This is a genomic window from Mesorhizobium sp. B2-4-19 (assembly GCF_006441315.1).
Classification (GTDB): Bacteria; Pseudomonadota; Alphaproteobacteria; order Rhizobiales; family Rhizobiaceae; genus Mesorhizobium.
Genome location: NZ_VFUV01000018.1, coordinates 1 through 22,200 on the forward strand (window position 1 = coordinate 1; position 22,200 = coordinate 22,200).

Annotated in this window: 17 protein-coding genes; 8 read left to right on the forward strand and 9 right to left on the reverse strand. The window is 63.7% G+C overall.

The window, feature by feature from the left end:
- The first annotated feature begins 570 nt into the window (after window positions 1-570).
- The 4 genes from FJ546_RS31935 (at window position 571) to FJ546_RS24800 (ending at window position 7,324) form a co-directional block, all read left to right on the forward strand.
- Entirely contained in the window at window positions 571-1,611 is a 1,041-nt protein-coding gene (locus FJ546_RS31935) for a hypothetical protein (protein ID WP_281405660.1), read from the forward strand.
- A gap of 297 nt (window positions 1,612-1,908) precedes the next feature.
- Entirely contained in the window at window positions 1,909-4,113 is a 2,205-nt protein-coding gene (locus FJ546_RS24790; protein ID WP_140891719.1) for a peptidase domain-containing ABC transporter, read from the forward strand.
- Window positions 4,114-4,199: 86 nt separating this feature from the next.
- Window positions 4,200-5,561 (forward strand): HlyD family type I secretion periplasmic adaptor subunit, encoded by a 1,362-nt coding sequence (locus tag FJ546_RS24795; RefSeq protein ID WP_181168074.1) that lies wholly within the window; start codon window positions 4,200-4,202, stop codon window positions 5,559-5,561.
- Between the two features lie 29 nt (window positions 5,562-5,590).
- Window positions 5,591-7,324 carry an SEL1-like repeat protein gene (locus FJ546_RS24800; protein WP_140891721.1) on the forward strand — a complete coding sequence of 578 codons (1,734 nt, stop codon included), beginning with the start codon at window positions 5,591-5,593 and terminating at the stop codon, window positions 7,322-7,324.
- 328 nt (window positions 7,325-7,652) lie between these two features.
- Here the strand turns inward: FJ546_RS24800 and FJ546_RS24805 are convergent, their stop codons facing one another.
- From FJ546_RS24805 to FJ546_RS24840, 8 genes are all read right to left on the reverse strand, one after another.
- Complete coding sequence (locus FJ546_RS24805; RefSeq protein WP_140891722.1) at window positions 7,653-8,378, reverse strand: ABC transporter permease; 726 nt, start codon at window positions 8,376-8,378, stop codon at window positions 7,653-7,655.
- The gene (locus tag FJ546_RS24810) at window positions 8,375-9,088 is read right to left on the reverse strand and encodes an ABC transporter permease subunit (protein ID WP_140891723.1); all 714 of its coding nucleotides are present in this window, start codon (window positions 9,086-9,088) and stop codon (window positions 8,375-8,377) included. Before FJ546_RS24810 ends, FJ546_RS24805 begins: the two co-directional genes overlap by 4 nt.
- 74 nt (window positions 9,089-9,162) lie before the next feature.
- Window positions 9,163-9,960, reverse strand: coding sequence for a transporter substrate-binding domain-containing protein (locus FJ546_RS24815; protein WP_140891724.1), 798 nt, complete (start codon window positions 9,958-9,960; stop codon window positions 9,163-9,165).
- A 73-nt stretch (window positions 9,961-10,033) separates the two neighbouring features.
- Complete coding sequence (locus tag FJ546_RS31940; protein WP_281405661.1) at window positions 10,034-12,001, reverse strand: DUF2817 domain-containing protein; 1,968 nt, start codon at window positions 11,999-12,001, stop codon at window positions 10,034-10,036.
- Window positions 12,002-12,065: 64 nt separating this feature from the next.
- Complete coding sequence (locus tag FJ546_RS24825) at window positions 12,066-13,592, reverse strand: FAD-binding oxidoreductase (protein ID WP_140891726.1); 1,527 nt, start codon at window positions 13,590-13,592, stop codon at window positions 12,066-12,068.
- Window positions 13,589-14,689, reverse strand: coding sequence for a histidinol-phosphate transaminase (gene hisC, locus FJ546_RS24830; protein WP_181168075.1), 1,101 nt, complete (start codon window positions 14,687-14,689; stop codon window positions 13,589-13,591). The genes FJ546_RS24825 and hisC overlap by 4 nt, the downstream gene beginning before the upstream one ends.
- A 66-nt stretch (window positions 14,690-14,755) precedes the next feature.
- Window positions 14,756-15,886: a 2Fe-2S iron-sulfur cluster-binding protein gene (locus FJ546_RS24835; RefSeq protein WP_140891728.1), complete on the reverse strand. Its 1,131-nt coding sequence runs from the start codon at window positions 15,884-15,886 to the stop codon at window positions 14,756-14,758.
- Window positions 15,883-16,923, reverse strand: a complete 1,041-nt coding sequence (locus tag FJ546_RS24840) for an aromatic ring-hydroxylating dioxygenase subunit alpha (RefSeq protein WP_140891729.1) — start codon at window positions 16,921-16,923, stop codon at window positions 15,883-15,885. The genes FJ546_RS24835 and FJ546_RS24840 overlap by 4 nt, the downstream gene beginning before the upstream one ends.
- 110 nt (window positions 16,924-17,033) lie before the next feature.
- Here FJ546_RS24840 and FJ546_RS24845 point away from each other — a divergent pair, with 110 nt between their 5' ends.
- Window positions 17,034-17,963: a LysR substrate-binding domain-containing protein gene (locus FJ546_RS24845; protein ID WP_181168076.1), complete on the forward strand. Its 930-nt coding sequence runs from the start codon at window positions 17,034-17,036 to the stop codon at window positions 17,961-17,963.
- Window positions 17,964-18,448: 485 nt separating this feature from the next.
- Here the strand turns inward: FJ546_RS24845 and FJ546_RS24855 are convergent, their stop codons facing one another.
- The gene (locus tag FJ546_RS24855; protein WP_140891731.1) at window positions 18,449-19,348 is read right to left on the reverse strand and encodes a GNAT family N-acetyltransferase; all 900 of its coding nucleotides are present in this window, start codon (window positions 19,346-19,348) and stop codon (window positions 18,449-18,451) included.
- Window positions 19,349-19,596: 248 nt separating this feature from the next.
- Here FJ546_RS24855 and argE point away from each other — a divergent pair, with 248 nt between their 5' ends.
- From argE to FJ546_RS24870, 3 genes are read left to right on the forward strand one after another with little or no spacing between them, the layout of a single operon-like run.
- The gene (gene argE, locus FJ546_RS24860; protein ID WP_140891732.1) at window positions 19,597-20,721 is read left to right on the forward strand and encodes an acetylornithine deacetylase; all 1,125 of its coding nucleotides are present in this window, start codon (window positions 19,597-19,599) and stop codon (window positions 20,719-20,721) included.
- 12 nt (window positions 20,722-20,733) lie between these two features.
- Entirely contained in the window at window positions 20,734-21,657 is a 924-nt protein-coding gene (locus tag FJ546_RS24865) for a glyoxylate/hydroxypyruvate reductase A (RefSeq protein ID WP_140891733.1), read from the forward strand.
- A 23-nt stretch (window positions 21,658-21,680) separates the two neighbouring features.
- Window positions 21,681-22,034 carry a cupin domain-containing protein gene (locus FJ546_RS24870; RefSeq protein ID WP_140891814.1) on the forward strand — a complete coding sequence of 118 codons (354 nt, stop codon included), beginning with the start codon at window positions 21,681-21,683 and terminating at the stop codon, window positions 22,032-22,034.
- Window positions 22,035-22,200: the final 166 nt, after the last annotated feature.

Genomic DNA, 22,200 nt, shown 5'->3' on the forward strand with positions numbered 1-22,200 from the left:
GCAACTGGCGATACGGGTGCCACAGGTTCGACTGGAGCAACAGGTTCAACTGGGGCTACAGGCTCAACTGGCGCGACCGGCGATACAGGCGCAACGGGCTCGACCGGAGCAACTGGAGCCACAGGTGCGACCGGTGCCACAGGTGCAACTGGCGATACCGGAGCAACAGGTTCGACTGGAGCAACCGGCGCCACCGGAGCGACTGGCGATACGGGTGCCACCGGAACGACCGGTGCCACTGGTGCAACCGGTGATACCGGAGCTACGGGCTCGACTGGAGCCACAGGTTCGACCGGAGCTACCGGCGCCACTGGCGATACGGGCGCCACTGGTTCAACCGGAGCCACAGGTGCGACTGGCGATACGGGCGCCACCGGTTCGACCGGAGCAACCGGTGCTACGGGTGCGACTGGCGATACGGGTGCCACGGGTTCGACTGGGGCAACCGGTGATACGGGCGCCACGGGTTCCACCGGTGCAACGGGCTCGACCGGAGCTACCGGCGATACAGGCGCAACTGGCTCTACTGGAGCTACAGGTTCCACTGGCGCAACCGGTGATACCGGCGCCATGGGTTCCACCGGCGCAACGGGCTCGACCGGAGCTACCGGCGCCACAGGTGCGACTGGCGGTACGGGCGCCACTGGTTCAACCGGCGCGACTGGCTCGACCGGTACAACCGGAGCCACTGGCGCAACCGGTGATACCGGAGCCGCGGGCTCGACCGGAGCAACTGGAGCCACAGGTGCGACCGGCGCTACAGGTGCAACCGGCGGAACCGGGGCAACGGGCTCGACCGGTACAACCGGCGCTACAGGTTCGACTGGTGCAGCCGGCCCGACCGGCGCAACCGGAGCCTCGGGCTCGACAGGAGCAACAGGCGCGACCGGCTCAACCGGCGGAACCGGGGCAACGGGCTCGACCGGTGCCACAGGTTCGACCGGACCTAAGGGCGAAACTGGACCGAAGGGCGCGACAGGTGCCACCGGCGCCACGGGCTCAACCGGTTCGACCGGACCGAAGGGCGACACCGGACCCAAGGGCGCGACAGGTGCCACTGGCGCAACCGGCTCGACCGGAGCAACCGGACCGAAGGGCGATACCGGACCGAAGGGTGCCACGGGTGCAACCGGCGCCACGGGCTCGACTGGCGCCACTGGTTCAACCGGAGCAACCGGACCGAAGGGCGATACTGGGCCGAAGGGCGCCACGGGTCCGACCGGCGCAACCGGTCCAACCGGACCCTCGAGCGGTCACAACGACTCGATCGTTCCGTCGACCACAACCCTGGTGACGACCACCCAGAAGACCGCCAATGTCACGTCCGGCTCGCTCGGTCTCAAGGATAGCTGGCAATTCCTGCAGCCGGGCTCGACCGGCAATGGCGGCCAGCCGTCGCTACACCACCTGATCGGCCTGGCGGCCGGATCAGTGACCACCGATCTCCTGAATATCCTCAATACGATCAAGGGATTTGGTCACCAACAGAACCAGCCGTCCGGCGCGAGTACGGACCAGACCTTGGATGCGACCAAGCACGGTACCGGCTACGCCAGCACCGACCACACCGCCAAGACGACCCTGAAGGATCTTCTGAAGCCGCATGAGTGAGCAAGACTGGCGAGAGACCACCGAACGGAAACGCGCGAACGTCGCGGGAGAGCGAAGTTCGCGCGTTAAACATCCCGGGACACGGTTTGGCGGAAGAGTCGCGCGGCCGATCAATTCGGAGTACGATAGTGGCATGATCGAAACCCTCGGCAGAGGCACTTCGGCCCGGGAACTGTCGAGTTCGCTTGCCTGTCGGAAGACAAGTCCATGGTGAACATCCCCGTGAACGCCGAAATCCAAGCGGTCCCGATCCAAGCCGGTTCCGCGCAAGGCGACGCGGCGGGCGGCGAGAGTACTATGGCGCGGATCCCTGGCGGCCCGGCCGAATTCGACAAGATCGGGCCGCGCCTCAAGGCGATGCTGCGAGCCGCCCGCTATCACGGTGTCGAGCTCGACCCGAACGAATTCAGGGCCGCGAGCGCGGCTCCGGTCGCCGCCGATCTGTCGCAGTGGGCGCAGGACGCCGGCATGTGGTCACGCGCCGTGCGCATACGCTGGTCCCACCTTCTGCGCTTCCAGGACGCCGGCCCGGTCGTCCTGTTGTTCAACGATGGCGGCGCGGCTCTCCTCACCGGGGCGAGCGCCGAGCGCAACGTCGTCTTCCTGAAAAGTGCCGATGCACCCGACGATGGTGAGGCCGTCGCCATCGACGAGCTGCGGCTGTCGCAGGTGTGGACGGGCGAGGCACTGCTGCTGCGTGCCACGCGATCCTATGTCGCGGCGGACGCGCCCTTCACCCTTCGCTGGCTCGCCGAACTGGTGCGGCTCGAAAGCCACGCCCTGCGCGATATCACCATCGCCTCGTTCACGCTGAGCGTCCTTACCATCCTGCCGCCGCTCATCGTCATGACGGTGGTCAACAAGGTGCTGCAGTTCAACAGCATCTCGACGCTGGTGCTGTTGTCGGCGGTGATCGCCGTGGTTTTCGCCTACGAGACGCTGCTTGGCCATGCCCGGCGGCTGATCATCAATGTCGTCGGCGCCCGTCTGGACACCAAGCTGCAGCTGCACGTCTTCAGCCGGCTGCTGCGCCTGCCGCTCGACTATTTCGAGCGTCATCCGGCCGGCGAGACGATGTATCATCTCGCCCAGGTCTATCGCATTCGCGAGTTCTTGACCGGAAAACTCCTCAGCACGTTCCTGGATATGATCACGCTGTGCGTGCTGGTGCCGGTCATGTTCTACATCAACGCCGCCCTGGCCTGGATCGTGCTGGCCTGCGCGGTGGTGATCATGCTGATCATCCTCGCCTTCCTCCGGCCGCTGCGCCGCAGATACCAGCGGGTGGTCGACGCCGAGACCTGGAAGTCGGCGGCACTGGGCGAGACTGTCGTCGGCATCAAGACGGTGAAGGCGCTCGGTCTCGAGCCGCAGCGCAAGGCGCTCTGGGACGAGCGGGTGGCCGAAGCGGGAAAGGCGCGTCTCGCCTTCGGACAGCTGGCAAGCTGGCCGCAGACCCTGGTCACGCCGATCGAACGCGTGATGGTGCTCGGCACCATGCTGATCGGCGCCTATCTCGCGATGAACGACCGCACCGGCTACATGGTTGGCGGCTTGTTCGCCTTCATGATGATCGCCCAGCGCGTGGCGCAGCCGCTGGTTGGCCTCGCGCGACTGGTTGAAGACTACGAGGAGGTCGGTGCGGCGATCGGCGAGGCAGCGTCGGTCCTCAACCGGCCGCTGGAGAGCAGTTCGAATTCCACCGGCCTGAGACCCAGGCTGGTCGGCGAGGTCGTGTTCAGCGACCTGACCTTCAGCTATATCGCCACCAAGACGCCGGCGCTCGACCGGGTCAGCTTCCACATTCCGGCCGGCAGCATGTTTGGCATCGTTGGGCGCAGCGGGTCGGGAAAATCGACAATCGCGCGCCTCCTGCAGGGGATCAACCGCGACTACAGTGGTTTCCTCAAGCTTGATGGCGTCGACCTCAAGGAAATCAACCTGCGCCATCTTCGCCAAGGGCTCGGCGTGGTCCTCCAGGACAACTTTCTGTTCCGCGGGTCGATCCGCGACAACATCATCGCCGGGCGCCCAGGCCTGACGCTTTCCGACGCCATGCGCGCCGCGCATCTCGCCGGTGCCCAGGAATTCATCGAGCGGATGCCGAATGGCTACGACACCTACATCGAGGAAGGTTCGCCCAATCTGTCAGGCGGTCAAAAGCAGCGGCTGGCGATCGCGCGCGCGCTCATCCACGATCCGACCATTCTCATCCTCGACGAAGCGACCAGCGCACTCGACCCGGAGAGCGAGGCGGTTGTCAGCGCCAACCTCATGCGCATCGCCAGCGGGCGCACGATGATCATCGTTTCGCACCGGCTCGCCTCGCTGACCGAGTGCGACAACATCCTCGTCATGGATCAGGGCAAGGTCCTCGACGTCGCGCCGCACGCGACCTTGCTCGAACGATGCGCGCTCTATCGCCAGTTGTGGTCGCAGCAGAACCGGCACCTCGACGGCCGCCACGGCCGCCCGGTCGCTGTCCCGCCCCGGTTGGTTTGATCATGTCGCGCGCCTCATATTCGCATCAGGTCCGGTAACCCATGAGCAGCACCTCCCTCACCGCCCCTCCCGCTCGGTGGCACCGGATGGAAACGAAGGATCCGACGACGCCGGCCATACTCGAGTTCCAGTGGCCGTCGACGGCTGTCGCCAATGCGCCTATTCCGCGGGCGGCGCGCGGCATCGTCTGGATCGTTTCCAGCCTGGTCATCGCGCTGATCACCCTGGCGGGACTGATACCGGTCGATCAGGTGGTGACGACCAGAGGGCTGGTGGTCTCGCAATCCCCCAACATAGTCATGCAGCCGCTGGAAACAGCGATTGTCCGCTCGATCGAGGTGCGGGAAGGACAGCGCGTCAAAGCTGGCCAATTGCTTGCCCGCCTCGATGCGACCTTTACCTCAGCCGACCAAACGGCACTGGCGATGCAGGTCTCGACGCTTGAAGCAGAGGTGGCGCGGTTGAAGGCCGAGGCCAGCGGCCAGACGTTCACCTACAAGGGCCTCGACCCGAGTTGGACCCTGCAGGTGTCGATATTCGAGCAACGTAAGGCGGTCTACGACGCCAAGGTGGAGAATTTCGAACGCCAGCGTGACGAACTCAGCGCGGTGATTTCGCGATCGCAAGCGGATGCCGACGGCTACCGCCAGCGGCTCACGGTCGCCGACTCGATCGAGCAGATGCGTAAGCAGCTCGAGGCAAGGCAGGTTGGGAGCCGCCTCAACACGCTCCTGGCCGAGGACAACCGGGCGGAAATGTCCCGGGCACTGGGCAATGCCGAGCAGACCGCGGAAGCAGCCAAGCGCCAACAGGCAGCGGTGGCCGCCGAGCGCGACGGCTACATTCAGGGCTGGCGCGCCGAAGTCTCGCAGAGCCTGTCGGAGGCGAGCTCGCGGATCTCGGACGCCCGCGAACTTCTCAACAAGGCAAAGCTTCGAAACCAGTTGGTCGAGTTGAAGAGCCAATCAGACGCCATCGTTCAATCGGTGGCAAAAGTCTCTGTCGGCTCGGTCATGCAGTCAGGGGAGCGCTTTATCACGCTGGTGCCGGCCGACGCGCCGCTCGAGATCGAGACGAACATCGTTGGCAGGAGCAGCGGTTTCGTGCATGTCGGCGACCCGGTGGTCATCAAGTTCGACACCTTCCCCTATTCGCAATACGGCCTCGCCCATGGAACCGTGCGGGTGCTCAGCCCAGATTCCTTCTCGGCACAAGAGCAAGCGCGCGATCCGAACAGTTCCTTGGCCATGCTGCCTTCCGATGCCGAGCCCTTCTATCGCACGCGGATCTCCATCGACCAGGTCGCCCTCCACGGCGTGCCCGCCGGTTTCGCCGTCAGCCCCGGCATGCCGGTGACCGCAGACGTAAAGGTCGGCCGGCGCACGATACTCAAGTACATTCTCGGCGTCATGCTCCCGATCGGCCAGGAGGCGATGCGGGAGCCTTAGAGTACCGGAGGAATCAGAGGCTCGGATCGATGACAATCCTGGATCGGCTGACTGGTCTGGCCTTCCCGTCGGCGGTGTTGCGTCGGGCGATCCAGCTTGCTGACAGCGGCAAGGCCGCTGAAGCCTTTCCGCTTATGGCGAAGGCGGCGCGCGCGGGGATCGTTGACGCCGAGTACCGGGTCGCGCGTTGCTATCTGGAAGGCGCCGGTGTGCCACCGAGCCGTATGGAAGGCGCGCGATGGCTGCTGCGGGCAGCCAACCACGGGAGCGCGGATGCGCAGGCGCTCCTCGCCGCGCTCTACGTCACCGGGCTGGTGACGACGGAAGCCGACGGCAAGGGGCCCTCGGAGCACTTGTTTAAACCTGATGCCCCGGGAAAACCAGACTTCACGGCCGCTTTCGACTTTGCCACCAAGGCGGCCGAGGCAGGCTCGGCCACGGGACAGGCGATCCTCGGTTATATCCTTACCAGCGGCCCCCCATCGATGCGCGATCCCGATGCAGCACACCGGTGGTACGAGAAGTCGGCTTCTGCCGGCTGCGCCGAAGGGTGCCTTGGCTTTGCGCTGTCGCTGGCTCGCCGCGGCAAACGCGAAAACAGGGTTCGGATTGCGGAAGAGGTAAGGCGTGCAGCCGACGCCGGCCTGCCGACCGCGACCTATCTTCTTGCGGTCCTTACCGAGCACGGGCTCGGCGTAGCACGCGACATGGCAGCAGCCGCTCAACTCTATCAGGCTGCGGCAGAGAAGGGTCTGCCCTCCGCCCAGTTCCGATTGGGATTGGCACTGATTGACGGTGCGCTCGTCGGCCAAGATGTCGCTGCCGGGGAGGCGTGGATGCGGCGTGCAGCCTTGGCCGGCAATATCGAGGCGGCCTATATGCTGGGCGATCGCTATGCGAAGACGCAGCGGCCGGATTTTGCAGAAGCCGCGAATTGGTATCGGCGGGCGGCCGAAGCGGGCCACCAAGACGCCGCCCGCGCTTTGGCCTCGCTCTATTTGACGGGAAATGGTGTGGCTGAGGATGTCGAGGAAGGAGCACGCTGGCTGCGCTCTTCCGCAAATGGCGGCAATCAGCAGGCACAGACAGACCTCGCCAATCTTATCCTCGGCGGAGCCGGCGAGCCGGATGACGGTGCAAGCGTTGCCGGATGGTTCGAGGCGGCCGTATCATCGGGCGACCTCATCGCGGCATTCAACCTTGGGCTCTGCTTCGCCAAGGGCGTCGGCGTTCGCCAGGACGAAGGGCAAGCGGCACACTGGCTGCGGCGCGCTGCCGAAGGCGTCGCCGAGGCGCAATATATGTATGCCCGCCTCCTCCAGGATGGACGCGGCGTGGCGGCCGACCCAACTCAGGCCCGTGCGTGGTTTGCGCGGGCGGCCGACGCCGGCGTGCTCGACGCACGCGTGGCCCTCGCCGAGATGCTACTCAATGGGCGCGGCGGCATGCCCGAGCCCGAGGCTGCAATGCAGCTATTTGAGCAGGCCGCCGACGACGGTCACGCCGGGGCGATGTTTGCGATTGGCGCGCTGTACGGAGCCGGCCACGGCCTGCCGGTCGATCACGCAGCAGCGCAGAAATGGTACGCCGCCGCTGCCGGACGCGGGCATGGCCAAGCCCAATTCATGCTCGGACGTTATCTCTTGAAAGGCCTCGCCGGGGAGCGCGACCCGGTGGCAGGTCGCCTTTGGCTCGAACGTGCGGCTGCGCACGGTATCGGTGAAGCGGCAGAGGAACTCGCCAAGTTCGCCTCTCCACGCTAAAACGGCTATTTCGCCGAATTTATCAGGTTTCACCATACTCCCACTCAATTGTTTTTAGCCCATCTAGGTTATTGATCTGGCTGGACTTTTTCTTGGCTACCGCGCCGAAAGAGCGATTTTGTCGGAGCAAGCCCAAAGAGAAAGCGGTAGTTTGGGCCCGAGATCGCTCTTGGGCGAGGATTGCATTCTCCAGGGGACGGTGGACGAATGAGGTAGGGGCAACCTTTCGGGTCGCGAACCCCAAGGCCAACGCGGTCCCGGGCTCATTGATGATGATGGATCGCACGGAGCGGGCAGATCAAACAGCCAATCTTAGGATGCGACGAAATCACGGTACATCGACTTGGGTGAGCGCTACCGGTTTCCGACGAGAAGACGTCTCGTGCCGCATGAGAAAGCGTTCAATGACGCGGACAATCGCGATCAGTAGCAGGTTGATCACCAGGTAGAGTACCCCGGCAATGGCGAATATCTCGAAGATCGCGAAGGTCTGGCTCATCAGCCGCTTGGCGTAGCCGGTGATTTCGAGCACCGTGATCGTCGAGGCGAGGCTGGTGCCTTTGACGACAAGGATCAGCTCGTTGCCATAGGCCGGCAGCGCTTGGCGGATGGCGAGCGGGAACTCGATGCGGCGGAACCGCAGCATGCGCGACATGCCGCACGCCTGGGCCGCTTCGACGAGACCGACCGGAACCGACATCAATCCGCCGCGCAGGATTTCTGACGTGTAGGCGGCCGTATTCAATGCAAGCGCCAGCACGGCGCAGCGCGCGCCGTCGCTGATCACCCACCACAAAGCCGCATTGTCCTTGATCAGCGAAAGCTGGCCAAGCCCGTAGTAGAACAGGAATATCTGCACCAGCAGCGGAGTCCCGCGAAAAACATTGCTGTAATATTTGGCGAAAACTGACAACAGCCAGTTCGACGACAGCCGCATCAGTGCCAGACCGAGGCCCAGATTGAAGCCGATCAGCACCGAAACGAAGGTCAGCGCCGCCGTGACCCATAGGCCCTTCAGCAGAACGGGAACCGCAAGTTGGATGAGGTCTATCATACTGCTTTTCTCGTCCGCAGCCTGAGCAGGCGTTCGATCCCATCGAAGCCGGCCTGGCTTACCAGGGTGATGAGCAGATAAACGGCCGCCGCGATCAGGTAGAAAATAAATGGATGGCGCGTGGAATTCGCGCCGATGAAGGAAACGCGCATCAACTCCTGAAGACCGACTACGGAAACCAGGGCGGTATCCTTGATCGTCGTCTGCCAGACATTGTTGATGCCGGGAACCGCGATGCGCAGCATCTGCGGTGCGATGATGCGGCGAAAGATCCGCCAACCTGACAGTCCCAGCGCGCGAGCGGCCTCGATATGCCCATCGGGGATCGCGCTGAGCGCCCCGCGCACGACCTCGGTCGAATAGGCGCCGGAGATCGCGCCGATGGCGATGACCGCGATGACGAACGCATAACCGCTCTCCGCGACACCCGCATAGCCGAACGCTGTCACGACCTTGGTCACGAATTCAACCGAACTGAAGAACAAGAGATAGATAATGAGCAATTCGGGCACGCCACGCACCAGCGATGTATAGGCATCGACCAACAGTGAAAGCGGAAATATCCGGGCCCATTTGATGAGACCGCAGACGATCCCGATCACCAGACCGGCCGCCATGCTGACGAGACCGACGAGGATCGTTGTCGACGCGCCGCGCAGGATGGCGGTGACCCAACCCGCTTCCCAAACCTGCCAGAGACCGAATTCCATCTGAGTTGCCCTAAATGTGCTGCGTGAATGACGCATGCGCCCGGCAGCCCGGACGCATGCGAGCTTTTCGGCGTTTATTTGCAGGGCCGGGAGATGTCGGTCTTGAACCATTTCTGGCTGGCCTTGCCGACCGAGCCGTCGGCGATCAACTCGCAAAGCGCCTTGTCGATCTTGGCCTTGAGTTCGGTGTTTTCCTGCGCGATGCCGACGCCAATGCCTTCGCCGAGCGTCGGATCGAAGGTGCTCTTGATCTCGACGCCGACCAGCTGAAAGTTCTTCCCATCGGGCTTGTCCAGGAAGTCCTGCAAGGCGGATTGATCGGCGAAAGCGGTATCGATGCGGCCGCTCGCCAGGTCGATCTGCATCTGGTCGAGCGTGTCATAGGTCTTGAGATCGGCATTCGGTGCGCGCTTCTCGAGGAAATGTGCGTGGGTTGTGCCCGCCTGCACGCCCACCTTCTTGCCGTCCAGCGATTTCAACAGCGTGTCGACATCAGTGATGGCGGCGAGATCCGAACCCTTGGCGGCCACGAACATGTTGGCCAGTTCGGCATAGCCGACGCTGAAATTGATCTCTTTCTTGCGGTCGGCGGTGATCGACATGCCCGAGATGATGACATCGAAGCGCTTGGCCTTCAGTGCCGGGATCAACCCGTCGAACGCCTGCACGACGAAATGGCACTTCACTTCAAGCTTGGTGCAGAGCAAGGCGCCGACATCGGCGTCGAAGCCGGTGACATTGCCGTTGGCGTCGGACATGCTCCATGGCGGGTAGGCGCCTTCCGTGCCGATGGACAGCTCGCCTTCGGCCGCCAATGCGCTGCCCATGGTTCCCGTGAGAAAGGCGAGCAGCGTCAAGACTTTCAGTTTCATGTCAGTTCCCCTTGTTGTTGGTCTTCATTGCAGTTGTCCGATCTGAACCGGACGCTTCGAGGATGCGGCTTCCTCACAGTGTCCGGGCCAGGAATTGGCGCAGACGCTCCGAGCGCGGACTGCCGAACAGCTCCGCTGGCGCACCCTCTTCCTCCACCTTTCCCTGGTGGAGAAACAGAACCTTGTGGGAGACCTCGCGCGCGAACTGCATCTCATGCGTCACGAGGATCATGGTGTTGCCTTCCTCCGCCAGCTGGCGAATCACCCGCAGCACCTCGCCGACCAGTTCAGGATCGAGCGCCGAAGTCGGCTCGTCGAAGAGGATGACCTTGGGCCGCATCGCCAGCGTGCGGGCGATCGCCGCCCGCTGCTGCTGGCCGCCGGACAACTGACCGGGATAATGGGCATGCTTGTCAGCGAGCCCGACCTTCTTCAGCAAGGCGTGCGCGTGTTCGATGGCTTTCTCGCGCGGTTCTTTCAACACGTGCCGTGGTGCCTCGATGATATTCTCCACCACCGTCATATGCGGCCATAGATTGAAGTTCTGAAACACCATGCCGACGCGCGCGCGGATACGCTCGACCTGCGCCATGTCGGCCGGGCCAAGACGGCCGCTCGACAGCGGCTTCATCTTGATTACCTCGCCGTCGATGGCGACCTTTCCGCCATCGGGCTGTTCCAGAAGATTGATGCAGCGCAGGAATGTGCTCTTGCCCGAGCCTGACGAGCCGATCATGGAAATCACTTCGCCGGCGTGAGCGGTAAGATTGACGCCCTTCAACACCAGAAGCGAGCCGAAGCTCTTGTGAAGCTCGTCGATCTGCACGGCCGGCGTCGTGATTTTCGCTTCGTCAGCGGGCGCCGGATCGGCAAGCTCAGCGCGAACGGTGGGCGACGGTTGGCCTTTGATGGCTTCGTCCTGATCCAGCTCGACAGCCTTCAGGTCCGCCAGCGCGCGGTCGAAATGGCGCAGACTGGTGGACAGGCAGGCGCGCTGCCAATCCGGATCATCCGGAATGAAGGCCGAGCGCAGCGTCTCCCGGATCCGCTTGCCGAGCGGCGAATCGAGCTTGCCGAACAGATGCAGCCAGTTGTCGGCCTGCACCGCTTCCATGACGGCCGGCCCTTCCAGGGTGCCGCATTCGACGACAAGCGGCAGCACGCACGCGTTTGGCATTGCCTTGCGCACGGCGTCCGAGACATAGCCGGTCGCCGTTGCCGCGATGCCGGTGCCTGTCTTGGCGCCCGGGCCTGTCAGCACGGTCGTCAGCGCTGGCCCGAAGATGGATTTGCCCCAGGCAAGACCGGCATGCTCGGAACTCGCCACCGAAAGCAGCGCCGGATAGCCGTAGGGCCCGGCACCCGTGTGCAGGTCGAAGACGATGACCTGACGCGCTGCGCCCGCAAAAGTCCTCAGGATCTCGTTCAGCGTCCGGTTCGACCAGACAGGGCCGCCGCCGCCATAGAACATCCCGTCGGCGAACTCATATTGCCCTGCCTCGACAATCGCCGCCAGCCCGGCGTGCCCAAGCCTCTTGCGCGCCGCGGCGAGCTTCTCGTCAGCCGCTATTCGATCCGGCCCTTCCCACTCGCGGTATGCCAAGGCGTCGTGGAGACCGGCATAGCCGTTGTTGACCGGAGCACTCGCCGACCAGTCGATGAAGTTGCGGTTGAGGTCGACATTGTCTTCGTTGACGCGCCGCGACCACGCCGTGCCCCAGGGATTGATGAGATGGATGGCAAGGATCGCGGTGTCGTCAGGCAAACGCCGCAGGTTCTTCTGGCCGAGCCACGCGGTCTGGCAGGTAGAGCCGAATGGCCCCTCGACACCATGCGTTCCGGAGATGAGCACGATCAGTTTCGGCGCATCGCGGCGGCCCAGCAGCGCCACATCGGTCGCCAGAGCCTCGCCATCGGGTCCGTTCAGCGGATGAATATATTCGGACAGTTCCGCGCCCGCCCGTTTGGCCGCTTCGCGAAATCCCCGGCGCAAGCGGGCGAAATCCGAGGCATAGGGCGCCGGCTCTTCATGGCGTACCATTGGTCCCGCCGGGCGACTGGCAGCTGCGGTTAATCCGTTCATTCCCTGTCGTTCCGCCGTGGGGCTATTCATCGTTGAGATCGCTCGCGTTCTTAAGGGGCAATCGGCGCTCGCTGCCGGAAGGGAGTGGCCTGGAGGACCGGACGAACCAGGCATCGCAGGCAAGCACCTTGTCGGGGTTCATGATCGACTGATCGTCCAGGGCTCTTTTCACCCGCTCCATCGCGGCGAGCTTCGTCGGGTCGGCTGTCGCCAGCAGGGAATGGATGCGCTTCGACCCAACGCCATGCTCGGCGGAAAAGGAACCGCCAATCTCCCGAAGCTGTTGATACAGGACGTCCTCGACCGCCTTCGCCATGTGAGGAGCGAGCGGACCCTGGCGGTTGAGCACGATATGCAGGTTCCCATCGGCCAGATGCCCGAAGACATAGGGCGCGAGACCCGATTCGATCGCGGCAAGGCCGGGTACGATCCTTTCGAGATAAGCTGAAATCTCCGACAATGGCACCGATACGTCGAAGGAAGGCGCATTGGGATGAGCGCGGTAAAGCACGCCGGTGTCCTCGCGCAGCCGCCACAAATCATCCTCCTGCCGGCGTGAGCCGGCAATGATGCCGGTCGCTTCGGGATGACACTCCATCGCTTCCGAATAAATCCGCTCGAAATCCTCGCGAAGCGCATCCTCGCGGGCCCCGCCAAGCGACAGCAGCAGAAACAGGGGCTGCTCGGGCGCCACGCCGGCTTCGGACCATCCATGCGTGGCGGCGGCCAGCCTGAAATACGAATTCCACATCGCCTCCGCCGCGCGGAGATGCCCGACATCCGATTCCAGTGCCATGCGGATGATCTGCAAAGCTGCCTCGACCGACGGCAGGCCGAAAAGCGCGGTGGCGGTCGCTCGCGGCGAAGGATCGAGCTTGACGACCACGCGGGTGACGATGCCGAGCGTGCCCTCGGCGCCGATGAAGAGATGCTTCAGGTCGTAGCCGGCGGAATTCTTCACCACCCGGGTCAGATCGAAATAGATCGATCCGTCTGCCAGCACGGCCTCGAGGCCAAGCACACGATGGCGCATGACGCCGTTGCGAAAAGCCATTACCCCACCGGCATTGGTGGACACCATGCCGCCGATCGTCGCCGAGCCGCGCGCGGCAAGATCTATGCCCGGTTCCAGCCGATGTTCGAGCGCGGCCTCCTGCAGGGCTTCCAGGGTGACGCCGGCGCCAACCACCGCCACGCGTTCGACCGGATCGAGCCGCTCGATGCGGTTCATGCGTGCCGTCGAGAGGACGATCTCGCCCGGCCGCGAAATACTGCCACCGACCAGGCCGGTCCGTCCGCCTTGCGGCACGATGGGAATCTCGTTCAGGCGGCAGATGCGCACCACCGCCGCGACCTCCTCCGTCGATGAAGGCGTGACAACAATGCCGGCGCCGCAATCCATACCGTCCGACCCAAGGTCGATCGCCCCGGCATCATCGCCGGTCCGCACGTTCGAGTCGCCGACGACACCGCGGATGCTGTCGACGACAGGCAATGGCACCGCCTGGTGGGTCCAGTTCGTTTGCCCTGGGGAAGCGAGCCCGGTCATTGTCCCACCAATTCCTGAAGTGCCGCGATCAGCCGGTCGTTGTCCGCCGGAGAGCCGATGGTGACGCGCAAAAAGCGCTCATAGCCGGCCTCACGCCACGCCTTGACGACAATCCCCTGCTTTAGGAGACCAGCGGCAAGGCTCGAACTGTCGCCCTTGCCGTCGAAGAACAGGAAGTTCGTTTGCGACCGCGCAACCTGGAGGCCAAGGCCGGCAAGTGCTGCGGCTGTGCGGATACGCTCGGCTCTGATGCGCGCCACCGACGCCGTCATCCAATCTGCGTCGGCAAGGGCAGCGACAGCGGCGGTCTGCGCCGCGGCGTTGACGTTGAACGGCGTCTTCGCGACGGCAATCACTCTCGCCAGTTCGAGGTCGGAACAGACGGCGTAACCCACGCGCAGTCCCGCCAGGCCATAAGCCTTTGAAAACGTTCGCAGCACGACATAGTCGATAGAACTGTCGCGCAGAATCTCGATGCCGTCCGGCGCGCCGGGATCGGCAAACTCGAAATACGCCTCGTCAAGGACGAGAAGCGTGCCGGGCCGAACGGCGCCGATCAGCCTTTGCAAGCTGGAACGGTCGAGACCCGGGCCGACCGGGTTCCAAGGCGAGGATATGAAGACCACCCGCGGCCCGGCGGCGATCACCTTTTCGAGCGCGGCAAGGTCGAAGCCCATCTCCGGCGTCATGGCAATCTTGACTACATTCGCACCGACCGCCAGCGGTTCGATCTCGTGCAGCCCGAAGCTCGGCACCGTCGTCACCACCGAGGCGCCCGGAACCAAGACGGCGCGCGAGACGGCAGCGATCATCTCCTCGGAGCCATTACCGACAACGATCAGGCTAGGATCGACCGTCAATCTCTCGCCAAGTGCCGCCCGCAACGCCGTGCAAGCCGGATCGGCATAGCGCCATGGCTCGAAGGATGAGGAGGCCAGTACGGCCATGACGGCAGGAGAACAACCGTCAGGGTTTTCGTTGCTGGCAAGCCGGGCGATGTCGTTGCGGCCACTCAGCGCCCGCGCCATCGCGATGTTCATGCCGGCATTATAGGGCGGCAATGCCGCGATATGCGGATTGAGAGGCAGGCTCGACATTGGTTTGACCGGCTGTTCCAAATCCCGACTTCCGTTTCCCCGCCCACGCGCGACACGACGATCTTGTCAAATATCCAGGACGACTGATCCGCTCGGCCTGGAGCAGCACAGCAGCACTTCGCCTGCTCCCAGCTCGTCCAGCGGTTCTTCGAAATAGGCGACTTCACCCGAAACCAGCCGCGACTTGCATGTGCCGCAGATGCCGGACCGGCAGCTAAATTCCGGCGCCAAACCCTGGTCCTCGGCAAAGTCGAGCAGTGATGCCGCTTTGCCATCCCAGACCGCTGTCAAGCCCGATTTTCGGAACTCCACAGTGGCCACCTCGCCCGCCGGCTTGATCCGTGCCGGCTGCGCCAGCGCGGCAGAGGCTCGGGCGGCATCAGGCTCCAGCACTGTTGCCGGGCCGAAAAATTCGTAGGCGATGCGATGCTTCGGCACACCAAGCTTGCGCAGCAGGGCGTAGATCGCCTGCATGAAAGGCGGCGGGCCGCAAAGGTAGAAATCATAGTCGTCGATCGGCAGCAGACGCTGCAACACATCCTTTGAAATCATGCCTTCGCTGTGGAAGTGCCCGTCGGCCCTGTCGCGCTCCGACGGGGATCGGTAACAATAGTGGGCGCTCAGGCCAGGCCGTGTCGCGAGAAGGCCCGCGACCTCATCGCGCAAGGCATGTACGTCGCCGTTCTCGCAGGCGTGAACGAAGACAGCACGGCGATCCGGCATGGCCGCCAGCGCATGCAGCATCGACACCATCGGCGTCAGCCCGACGCCGCCGCTGAGCAACACCACCGGACGGCTGCTGGCCTTGTCGAGCACGAAATCGCCGCGTGGCCCTTCGGCCTGGAGTACATCGCCAACGTCGATCCGGTCATGCAGGAAGCACGAGCTTATCCCGTCGCGAAGCCCCGGCGCGGGTGCGACTTCGCGCTTGACGCTGATGCGGTAACGGCCCTCGCTGGCCGGCGAACAGGAGACGCTGTAATTGCGCAGCACATATCCCCGTTCGCCGGCGCCACTCCCCGGCGCCGGAATGCGGAACACCAGGAACTGGCCCGGCTCGAATGCGCGCCAGTCCCGTGGGTTGACCGGTTCGATATGGAACGACGTGATGACAGCGCTTTCCTTCACCTTCGCGACCACCTTCAGGTCACGAAACCCGCTGCTTGCGATAGTGTCGCGGGCGGTGAATGCGTTCATTCGGCGGCCGCCAATTCTTGGCTCTCGCTGGCGATAAGCTTGGCGAGGTTGCGGCGGAAGCGCAGCGGACCGACATCGATCTTGAGATCGAGATTGGGCGTGCGCTTGTTGGCCATGCCCTTGTGCACGGCATTGAGCACGACGCGATCCTCGTCGAATGCGCCACGCACGGATGTGGCGAACTGGCGCGAAACTTCCAGATCGTCGGGTGCGAAATTGCGCATCTGGAACCAGTAGTATTTCGTCTGGTTCTCATCGACCGGCGTCATGAAATTGTAGCTGTCCATGAGGAACACGTCCTCGTGCAGCGGCTTGCCCTCGCCGCCCGTGCGAGCTGGCACGAAGATCGCCTTGATGATCGCGTTGGAGGGGTAACGCACCTCATAGTGCTGCTTGCGGTCGCAATTGCCGGAGAACTTTAGGAAAGGCGCATAGAAGGGCGCTGGCGCGGCATCGACGACCCAGCGCCATACGGTCACACCGTCCGCGCCGACGGTGGTTTCGAGCGGCGCATCCTCCATGGCCTGGACGCCGCCGAAGGAGGATTGGTGGACCCACGACACATGCGAGGGATCGAGCAGGTTATCGGTCATGTAGAGGTAATTGCAATCCAGCGACATCGACTCGCCGCGGTTGACGCCCCACGCCGGATCTCCCCAGTGGTCGACCTCGAAAATCAAGGCGGGATCGGCCTTGGCCGCCTCGCCCATCCATATCCAAAGCAGTCCGTAGCGTTCGGCGATCGGATAGGAGCGGACGCACGCGACATGCGGTATCTTTTCCGCGCCCGGCACCCGCGTGCAGGTTCCCGAGCTGTCGAAGGTCAGGCCGTGATAGCCGCATTCGACCGTGTCACCCTTGATGCGGCCCATGGACAGCGGCAGCTTGCGATGCGGACATGCGTCTTCGAGCGCCGCCACCATGCCGTCGGAGCGGCGGTAGAGGACAATGTCCTCGCCAAGAATCCGCGTCGGCACCAGCCGGTCGGCAATCTCATGGTCCCATGCGGCAACGTACCAGCAGTTTCGAAGAAACATGGCGTCCTCCCGGGCTTGTGAACGCCCAAACGAATATCTTGCGGACCGGGGACGACATAGGGCTTGCATCTGCGTTCTATTTTAGAAAAACTAAATCAAGCCGACCCAGGATGGTTGCCCAGGTGAACAAGACGCCCCCGCTGCGTGCGATACAGGCCTTTGAGGCGTTTGGCAGGCGTGGCAGCGTGACGGCCGCGGCAAACGAGCTCGGTGTATCCGTCGGCGCTGTCAGCCAGCAGATTCGCAAGGCCGAGGATGCCTTGGACGCACGGCTTCTGGAACGTCGCGGCAGGAGCGTCGCCCTTACAGCGCTGGGCCGCGTCTACCACGCGGCGGTTTCCATCGGCTTCGAAAAGATACGCGAGGCCCAGGATGTCATCGAACGGGCCCGTTTTGCCGACACTTTGACCATCTCCTGCCTGCCGTCGCTCGCCAGCAAATGGATCGGGCCGCAGCTTCTGGATTGGCAGATCGGCCATCCCGGCGCCACCGTGCGGCTGGTCGGCGCCGAGACAGAGCCAAGGCTGAGCGCCGAACAGGTCGACTTCCGCATTTCCTACGGCACCAAATATCTTGATTTCGAGCACTACACAGAGTTGTTCACCGACTGGGTGGTGCCGGCCTGCTCGCCCGCGCTGCTGGCGAAACATCCGGTCCGCAAGCCCGCCGATATTCTCGATCTGCCACTTCTCAGTATCGAATGGGCGCGCGACCATCGCTCGCCGCCTACATGGGCGGAATGGGCGGCAAGCATCGGCGCGGTGCACCGCAAGACATCAGGTGAAGTCGCCTTTTCCCTGTCGAGCGCCGCGATCGATGCTGCGGCCAACGGCAGGGGCTTCGTGCTGGCACAACTGTCGATGGCCGCCGACGACATCGCCTCGGGCAGGCTTGTGGCGCCGTTCGACAAGCGTATCAGGCTGCCGGAGCCCTATTTCCTGGCCTGGGACCGGGCGATGCTGGAAAAACCTTTTGGGCCGGAGCTGCGAACCTGGATTGTTTCAATTTCCAAGCGGCTTGGCGCAACCTTGGCAGGTTAGCCGAGCGCTGATCTCGGGACGCACATTCCGTTCTGTTCTCACGAAGACCGAAGGTCGGATGGTCGGCTGACCGAATGTCTGAAAGGCCCAAGTGGTCGGAAAAGGCCGGTCGCGCATCCGCCCTTCGCGATCGGTTTAGCCGACGCTCGACCTCGGCCAGCAGCCTGAAGCCTGAAGCCGCGCCGCCGTGTCCGTTCTCGCCACATCAATTCAACCTCGATGATCCACGACAAGGGCAACGGACGAACATCGGCAACGTCTTGACGCTCGCTGCCGCCGTCGTCGCCTTCAACCCGCTGTGCGCCTGTCCGATCCCGAACGCGTCCCGACCGGCTGCTCAGGCGCATTAAAGACTGACGTCGTGAGCAGGACAGCGGCAGCGAGGACCCCGTAGTACCGGGCGTCGAATCCGAAGAATTTGAAAACAAACGGGGCGATGATAGACACCACTCCGACGGCCGATTGATCCAAAGTCGAATAACAACCTACCCGAGAGTTTGGCTTGCCAGGGCATAGCTCTTCGGTCTGGTCGCACCGCCGACGGCAAAATCGGTTAGGCGTTTGCCCAGCGACATGGTCAGCACCGTGTCGAAGACCGGCATTCCAGCGTGCGAAAGAAAGGTGGCGAACTCGCCAGTCTCCATGTGGGTGTCGATCCGCAGGAATGACCCTAAATGGTCATGGACGTGCGGCCGGACGATCGCCACGGCATCGGCATCGCTTTCCGCCACGACCGGCCCCACGACGTACCCCCTCCCGAATGGCCGGCAGAGCGCGAATGCGCTCAGCCGGCCATCCTTGAAAAGACCACTGCCGGCCGAGTTTGCGAAAAGCCTTTCGATGAGCGCCGCCCGCCTCACGCCAAATCCTGCCGCGTCGAGCGCGATCGCTGCGGGAATATCACCTGGGTCCAAGGTCCTGACGTGGCGCATGTCCGTCGGGCCATCTGTCGTCTCCAGGCGGGCGATGCCCTGGCATTGATAGACGGTCTTCTCCGGCTGGAAGTCGAGCGAGAGATAGAGCCGCCTTGCCGCGCGCGTTGCATTGAGACGCAGATCGCAGCCGACGACGTTCTCGAAAACCCGCTTCATCAGCCATTGCCCCGCCCCCAGCGTCTGAAGTCGCGGCGAGGTGATCACCATGCCCACGGTCGCGAAATCGGTACCATGCGCGAACCACATGGCCGAACCAAGAACCCGGCCGATCTCATCGAGCGCCACGAACCCGTGTCCCGACTGCCGCAGGAATTGCCAGTCTTCAGCGCGATGCGGCCATCCCACGGAGAGCGAGAGTGCGTGCAAGCGGTCCAGCTCAACGCCTTCGATGTCGCCAATCCGCATCGAGAAGGTATCGATTTTCAAGCTTCCGGACGGCTTCAATTCCATGCCCCTGAAAGATTATCGTACTAGAAGGCGACGCGTCGCTGGCTACCTTCCGGCTGCCAACGCTAAACAAGCAGACCGATACGATTTGCTCGAAAGCCATGCGGCAACGCTAGATTCAACTGAAACACTTCCGCTTTCGGCACGCAATCGCGAAAGAACGCGCACATCCTCTGCCGAAACCGAGTAGCCGACGGCATCGATCCCGGCAAACCCCGAAATGCCAAACCCGAAATGCTTTGAGGGCTGGAATGGACGTCTTCGACATCCTGGACCGTCTTGTCGCCTTTGCGTCGATCGCCGGCAAGCCGAACGGCGATATCGCCGGCTGGATCGAGGCCTATCTCGCAGAGCACGGGACGCAGGCTACCCTGCTTCGAGGGCCGGAAGGCGACCGGTCCAATCTGTTCGCGACGATCGGCCCCGCCAACGTCCCTGGCTATATTCTGTCCGGCCACATGGACGTCGTCCCCGCCAGCGAGCCGCAATGGAATTCTAGCCCTTTCGCGCTGCGCAAGGAGGGCGAACGGCTCTATGGACGCGGCACCACTGATATGAAGGGGTTTCTTGCCGCGGTGCTCGCGACGGTGCCTGGCTTGGCGAAAATGCACCTTGCCAGGCCGATCCATCTCGCCTTCTCCTATGACGAGGAGGTGGGGTGCCGCGGCGTGCCGCATTTGATCGCCCGCCTTCCCGGACTTTGCGCGAAGCCGCTCGGCATTATCGTCGGCGAGCCGAGCGGCATGCGCGCCGTGCGCGGCCACAAGGGCAAGGCGGCCGCCCGCGTGATCATCAACGGGCGCTCCGGCCATTCCTCCCGACCCGATCTTGGGCTCAACGCCATCCATGCCATGGCCGATGCGCTGAGCGCGGCCGTGACCGAGGCCGAACGGCTGACGCACGGTCCGTTCGACCCTGCCTTCGACCCGCCCTACTCCTCGCTGCAAGCGGGCGTGGTGTCTGGCGGACACCAGGTCAACATCATCCCCGACACCTGTACGCTGGACCTCGAGGCGCGCGCCATACCCGGCGTCGACCCCGCCAGCCTGCTGGCGCCGGTAAGGGCGCGAGCAGAGGCCCTTGCGGCCCATGGCTTTCGCATTGAGTGGACACCGATGAGCGCCTATCCTGCGATGTCGCTGCCGCCAGACGCGCCACTTGCGGGACTGCTGCACGCCTTGACCGGCGAGGTGCCGCTTGCCGCCGTTAGCTACGGTACGGAGGCCGGGCTTTACCAGGCCGCAGGTTTCGATGCGATCATCTGCGGCCCCGGCGACATTGACCGCGCCCACAAGCCGGACGAGTACATTTTCACCAGCGAGCTCGCCGCCTGCCAGCGATTGATCGAGGCGCTGGGCGCCCGCTGCGCGACGTGAAGGGGAGCCGGAATGACATTCCTGTTCAATTCTGATGCGCGCCGCGGGGCGATCTTCGCCGATGCCTTCGCCAAGGAGCTGCCGGACGTCCCCTTCACGATGGATGCCGCAACGGTCGATCCCGACGCCGTGCGCTATCTCATTACTTGGACCGCGCCAGAAGACCTCGCCCGCTACAGGAACCTGGAGATCCTGTTTTCCATTGGCGCCGGGGTCGACCAGTTCCGCCTCGATAGCGTACCGGAGCAGGTGAAGATCGTGCGCATGGTCGAGGAAGGCATCATGCGCATGATGCAGGAATACGTGACGCTTGCCGTGCTCGCGCTGCATCGCAACCTGCCCGGATATCTGGCGCAGCAGCGCGCCGGTGAATGGGCCGATATCACGCAGCCGCAGGCCGGATCGCGCCGAGTCGGCGTGCTCGGCCTCGGGCAGCTTGGCCAGGCAGTACTCGACCGCCTGAAGCCCTTCGGCTTCCCGCTCGCCGGATGGAGCCGCTCGCCGCGACGGATCGCGGGCGTGACCTGTCATCATGGTGAGCTCGGGCTGGACGAGATGCTCGCGGTCAGCGACATATTGATCTGCCTGCTGCCGCTGACCGAGGGGACGCGTGGTTTGCTCGATGCCGGCCTGTTTGGGAAACTGCCTGAAGGGGCGGCGCTGGTCCACACGGGGCGGGGGCCACAGCTCGACCACGAAGCGCTTGTCGCCGCACTCGACGGCGGCCATCTTTCGGCGGCGATGATCGACGTCACCGACCCCGAACCACTGCCTGCGAGCCATCGGTTCTGGTCGCATCCGAAGGTTATCCTGACCCCGCATGTCGCCAGCGTTACCCAGCCCGCGACGGCCGCACAGGCCGTTGTCGAAAACATCAGGCGCTACCGCGCCGGTCTTGACCCCATCGGGCTCGTCGACTGGTTGCGCGGCTATTGAATTTCAACATGGAAGGCCATCCCTTGTCCCTGCTCAAGACCGTCGATACCAACCCTGTTGCCCAGCCACGCGAATCCAGCGCGCTGCCCGAACGGCTGATTGCCGGCAACCCCGCCTTCAAGACCTGGGCGCAGGACGTCGCCAAGGACGACCTCGTCCATACCGGTGTCTGGGAGGCGACGCCGGGGGAAACGCGCTCAATCAAGGGCGACACTTTCGAATTCTGCCACATCCTTTCCGGCGTGATTCAAATCACACCCGACGCCGGCGAAGCGATGACTTACCGCGCCGGCGACAGCTTCGTGATGAAGCCCGGCTTCACCGGCGTCTGGAAGACCATCGAGACGGTGCGCAAGATCTACGTGACGGTCGGATAACGGAACCCGCGTGACGTGCTTGGCCTGCGCCGAAGATTTTGCCGTCTCTTGCCTCGAGCACACAACATTCATCGGCAACGGATCACCAAACAGCGCATGCTGCCTGGCGGTACGCGCTACGCTCCAGTCAATGCTGGAAGGTGGTCACCCTATGAACCTGAGCCTC